5 protein-coding genes and 1 pseudogene are annotated in these 5,052 nt (G+C 38.5%); 1 reads left to right on the forward strand and 5 read right to left on the reverse strand.

The features are described 5' to 3' along the window. Nucleotides 1–199: 199 nt before the first annotated feature. Nucleotides 200–1,189 carry a hypothetical protein gene (locus ACTIE0_RS22610; RefSeq protein ID WP_006669243.1) on the forward strand — a complete coding sequence of 330 codons (990 nt, stop codon included), beginning with the start codon at nucleotides 200–202 and terminating at the stop codon, nucleotides 1,187–1,189. Between the two features lie 27 nt (nucleotides 1,190–1,216). Here the strand turns inward: ACTIE0_RS22610 and ACTIE0_RS22615 are convergent. The 5 genes and pseudogenes from ACTIE0_RS22615 to ACTIE0_RS22635 all read right to left on the reverse strand — a co-directional run. Beyond that, nucleotides 1,217–2,276 (reverse strand): annotated as a pseudogene (locus tag ACTIE0_RS22615) (adenylate/guanylate cyclase domain-containing protein); the annotation flags it as partial. A 186-nt stretch (nucleotides 2,277–2,462) separates the two neighbouring features. Continuing rightward, nucleotides 2,463–2,684: a hypothetical protein gene (locus ACTIE0_RS22620; RefSeq protein WP_006669242.1), complete on the reverse strand. Its 222-nt coding sequence runs from the start codon at nucleotides 2,682–2,684 to the stop codon at nucleotides 2,463–2,465. An 86-nt stretch (nucleotides 2,685–2,770) separates the two neighbouring features. After that, complete coding sequence (locus tag ACTIE0_RS22625) at nucleotides 2,771–3,304, reverse strand: Rab family GTPase (protein WP_006624149.1); 534 nt, start codon at nucleotides 3,302–3,304, stop codon at nucleotides 2,771–2,773. Nucleotides 3,305–3,308: 4 nt separating this feature from the next. After that, nucleotides 3,309–4,277, reverse strand: a complete 969-nt coding sequence (locus tag ACTIE0_RS22630; RefSeq protein WP_006624148.1) for an OmpA family protein — start codon at nucleotides 4,275–4,277, stop codon at nucleotides 3,309–3,311. 12 nt (nucleotides 4,278–4,289) lie between these two features. Continuing rightward, the gene (locus tag ACTIE0_RS22635) at nucleotides 4,290–4,934 is read right to left on the reverse strand and encodes a hypothetical protein (RefSeq protein WP_006624147.1); all 645 of its coding nucleotides are present in this window, start codon (nucleotides 4,932–4,934) and stop codon (nucleotides 4,290–4,292) included. Nucleotides 4,935–5,052 lie beyond the last annotated feature (118 nt).

Consider the following 5,052-nt stretch of genomic DNA (forward strand, 5'->3'; position numbering starts at 1 on the left):
GGTTGAAGGTCTAATTGCCCTCTAGGAGGTTATTTCAGGCATTGCAGCCTTATTTGACTCCTAAACGTCTCGCACATTATAGTTATTTTAACATTGATTGGGGATTATCCTATAGATAATTGGGGGCATCACCCTAATTAATTGTGTCCCAGAGGTATAATTGATTAATTAAATGCTGATTTAATCACCCACCCAAATTATGAATATACCCGCTTTAGTGAATGTGGCTATCGGTCTGTTTTTTATTTACCTGATTTTTAGTCTTTTCGTCTCAAATTTACAGGAACTTATTGCCTCTTATTTGTTTGACTGGCGCGCCAAAAATCTGAAAGCATCTATTCAGAGTATTTTGGGGGAACCCATGACCGAAAAGATTTATAATCATCCTTTAATCGGGTCTTTACAAGATTATAAAATTGATAGATTTAACCGGGGTGTGGGTCCTTCTTATATTCCTGATGATACCTTTTCTTTGGCGTTGATTAGTGTGTTGATGGAAACGGCGGGACAAGAATCAAAAATTGTCACTTTATCTGTGGATGATTTTAAGGAGGCGATCGCTTCTCAACCCGTCGCCAAAATTCTCAAGCCGGAACATATAGGATTAATGCGATCGCTCGCTAATCAAGCACAAATTAATTGCTTTGAAAATGATTTTATTAAGGCTTTAGAAAATCAAATAATGGCATGGTTTAATCAATCAATGGAACGCGCTTCTGGTGTATTTAAGCGTCGCGTTAATTTGATGATTTTAGCACTCGGATTTGGTGTGGCTGTCATCATGAATGTGGATAGCATAAATATTGCTAACCGCCTCTCTTTAGAACCTGTCATTCGCCAACAAGTTAGCCAAGATATTCAGATAATTTTAAGTGATAGTGAGTCCTGGCAAAACTATATCAATTGTTTAAGTCAAAATTCCTTAGATAAAAACGACTGTGAAACCATTGTCAGTCGCGATTTTATCAAGATAGCACAAGAGAAACTCTTAGCTCTTCCTTTGGGTTGGAGTTCCGCTAATTTAGCCTACCAATTCGGCGGTGAAATTTCGGGATTGACAATTCTTAGAGTCATTGGTGGTTGGCTATTAACAGCGATCGCTATATCCATGGGTTCTTCATTTTGGTTTGATCTCCTCAACCGATTGATTAATGTTCGCAACGGGGGCAAAAAACCAGATGATACATAACAGTAAATAGTTAACCGTGACAAGTTATCAATTCACATTAGTTGTGGCTTCACTATGATTAAGGCTCGTATTTCTTTTGGGTACTAACAAAAAATAGGTAATCATTTTACCTTTCCCTTTGACATCTATCATCTCTCGCTTTTCAAATAAATACTGATGTTGTAGGAGTTGATAAGTATCCTCAGAAACATGAATTTTACCAGGTACGCCATGGGACTCCATGGGAGATGCAGTGTTAACCGTATCACCCCATAAATCATAAATAAATTTTTTCAAACCAATCACACCCGCCACTACTGGTCCGCTGTGAATACCGATGCGGATACTTAATGTTCGGCTTTGTGTCTTATTTAATTCAGCCATAACTTTTTGCATATTAATAGCCATTTCCGCAATAGCAATAGCATGATCATCTCGACGGTGTGGGAGTCCTCCCACTACCATATAAGCATCTCCAATAGTTTTAATTTTTTCCAATCCATAGGCTTCTGTAAGCATATCAAAAGCCGAAAAAATTTTGTTTAAAAAGTTGACTAAATCCACAGGAGAAAGTTCCGATCCTAACTGGGTAAAACCGACAATATCAGCACATAATACTGTAACTTCCGCAAAAATTTCCGCTACCCGGTTGTTGTTTCAGCTTATCAGCAATTTTTTTAGGCAATATATTAAGTAAAAGACGTTCCGTTTGTTCTCGCTCATGCTGTCAAGCTGCTTCTGTTAATAAGCGTTCCGTAATGTCCCGTAAAATGGCTCATGTGGCGATCGCTTTACCATTTTATAATTTACAATTAATACTACCTTCTACGGAAATTTTCTGACCATCTTTAGTAATTAATTCTGCTTTAATATAATTGACCAACTCTCCCGCCATTATGCGAGCTAAAATCTGCAAAAAATGAAATTTATTATCAGGATGAATCATATCAAAAATAGTGATATTAGATATTTCAGATTCAGTATATCCCAGGGTTTCTTTCCAAGCTCTATTGACATAGATAAAATGACCATCCATCCCAAAAGACTGAATTAAATCACTAGCATTTTCAAATAAATCTCGATATTTTCCTTCACTTTCCGCTAACGCTAGTAATAACAGGATAGTTTCGTTCGTACTTTGAACTAATTTCTGCTCTAAAACCATTCTATCTGTCACATCAGAAAAAAAGATAATTAGCTGATATTCTTGTTTCTGATCATCATAATAGCGATTGACAAAAAAATCTAAGTAAAGGGGGGAGTTGGGGTCAGGAAAACGACCAATTGCTTTTAGTTAAAAAGATGGTAACTCTCCCCGCAATACCTCTATTAACATCTCCTCAGTTCCGAATAGTTCTGGTAAACCATTGCGGATATCTTCACCCGGTTTAAATTGCTCCGGTTCCTCAGAAAAACGATCCACGTTGGTTGACACTTCACAGATGGTTAAATTAGCATCAACAATTAAATATTCTAAGTGATGGGGAACTACAATTTGGGAGCCAAGTTGCTTCATATAATCCTCTGGTATATTCAATCTTGTTTGAGACCCTGATTTTCACTAATTATACCTGATTCGCGCCCTCCTAAAATTGGGAATGATTAAATTTTAACCACCATACTGTAAGCCAATTTTTGGAATATTTCATCCACATAATCACCGGTTTTAGCCGAAGTTTGATAAATACCCAGGGCTTTTTCGGCAACCGGTTGGGGTACATATTGAGTCAATTTTTCCAGGTCTTTTTCCGCCACTAAGTCAGCCTTATTTAAGGCTACAATTATTTCACATTTCGGGTTCATATATGAAAACAAATTCAAGTGTTCAATTAACCGCTCAATAGTTTCTTGGCGACTGAGATCGGCTACCAAAATCACCCCACTGGCTCCCTGTAGGTAAGAAGGCGCAATGGCTTTAAATTTGGTGTGCTCTTCTATATCCCAAATTAACAACTGTAAATTAACCGTTTCTTGCTGTTTGACGTTCTGTAATTCAACCGCTTTGCGGGAAATTTTCACCCCCACTGTTGACAGATATTGGTCGCTGAATTGACGATCTACAAAACGCCGAATTAGGCTGGTTTTTCCCACACTGAAATCACCAACCATACACATTTTTTTAGAAATTGTAGACATTTGATTAAGGTTGTTCTCCCTGGTTATCGTCTGGGTTGTCTATTATTTCAAATACCACAGTTCTCCCCAATAAGAAAGGCTGATGAGATATAACATCTGTAGGTGGCTGGGCGTTACCTACTATCTCTAGGCGCTTGGGGTCGATTCCTTGTTTGGTCAAAGCGTCGCGAACTGCTGTCGCTCGATTGAGGGCTAATTGCTGATTTATAGCAGCACTTCCCCTGAGATCTGTATGACCAATAATTCTCAGCGACAGTTTTGGATACTGATCCAAAAATTCTGTTATTCTGGTTATGATTTTCATATCCTGGGGGTTAATTTGTGCTGAACCGAAATTAAAGTAGATGCGATTTTCTATGCGGACTGGATCTATTTTTAAGGTGCTAAAAACTGATTTGACGCCGGGAATATTATCAAAGGCAGCGGGAATTATTTGAGCATCTCTCATGTGTCTGACTTGACCACTAATAATAACTTGGCGATCGCTATAATTGCTTTCAATATTAACGCAAGCCATTTCATTGCAAATCCCCGTCATGCGTTCCACTTCTCCAGCCGTTACTATAGGCTCTGGCGGTACATCAACAGCGATAATTTGGTTATCTATCTGCAAGTCAGAAGCCGTATATACAGCTAAGTTTTCCGCTAATTCCCGTAATCTTTCATTAGGAACCTTTCCACTCAGTCTTAATTGCTCACCTTCCACTGAGACAGCAATCTTATAAATCGCTAACTCAGGAGTTGCCGCTAGGGTTTGGGCGGTTTTATCTGCTATGCGTCTTTGTAGGTATTCTTGATAAGAAAAATATCCCCAGGGAATTAAAATTAACAACCCGCTCAATACCCCTAAACTGATTAGAGCCACAGGTACTCGCTTCAGTCTTTGTTCACTTACAAATTGAATTAAACTTTCTAATAACTGATGTACAGCAATCGGAATATTGTCGCGATCGCCATCAAAATTCTCGATCAATTCTCCGTAATCTCAAACAATTATACCCATAGTTTGTCGCATTTTTGTGATAAATTCTGGGCTGGGTTCCCCTTTAGTTACCACAGCGAAATAACAGTAACCTGCCACCTCTAGGATGATTTTAGAATTCCCATACTCAATCTCATTTAGTTCTGAATAATTATTAATTTGGACAATGCAATCATTCACAAAACTGCGAATAGCAGTTAACATCCCTGCCACCATTTCTGACTCAAGGCTATAGCTACCAGAAGCCTGCACCTCCGAAATCACTAACCCTGAGTTTTTATGAATTAAAAATATGGCTTGAACTGCAAAAGGTATAGATTCTTGAAGGATTAATTCTGCTTCCGAAACCCCCTTAACTTTAGCTTTAATTTTCCGCGCCACTCCCTCCACACTAAAAGCATTAGCTACTTTGTCGTTAATATTCTGAACAGCCTCGGCTAGATATTTACTGATGGTATTACCAATCACCGGATATAAAGCATCTACCATCGCATCACTTTCTAGGCGAATTTGCTCCTTAATAGCTTTACCCATTTCTGGCGCTAAAGCATTAGCTATGGCATTTTGATCTAATTTTCTTTGCTCACGAAGAGCGATCGCTATTTCCTGCGCTAAAGCCTTCGCCACTTCTTCCGGGCAGTTTTTCATGTGCTGAGAAATAGCCCCAGGTAATAAATCAGCGATCGCACTACAGCCTTTATCTCAATCATTAAGCACAGTAACAACACTTGGTAAACCAGTTATTCAAACACTGTAAATCCACAAG

The sequence above is a fragment of the Limnospira sp. genome, from assembly GCF_051859755.1.
GTDB lineage: Bacteria > Cyanobacteriota > Cyanobacteriia > Cyanobacteriales > Microcoleaceae > Limnospira > Limnospira fusiformis.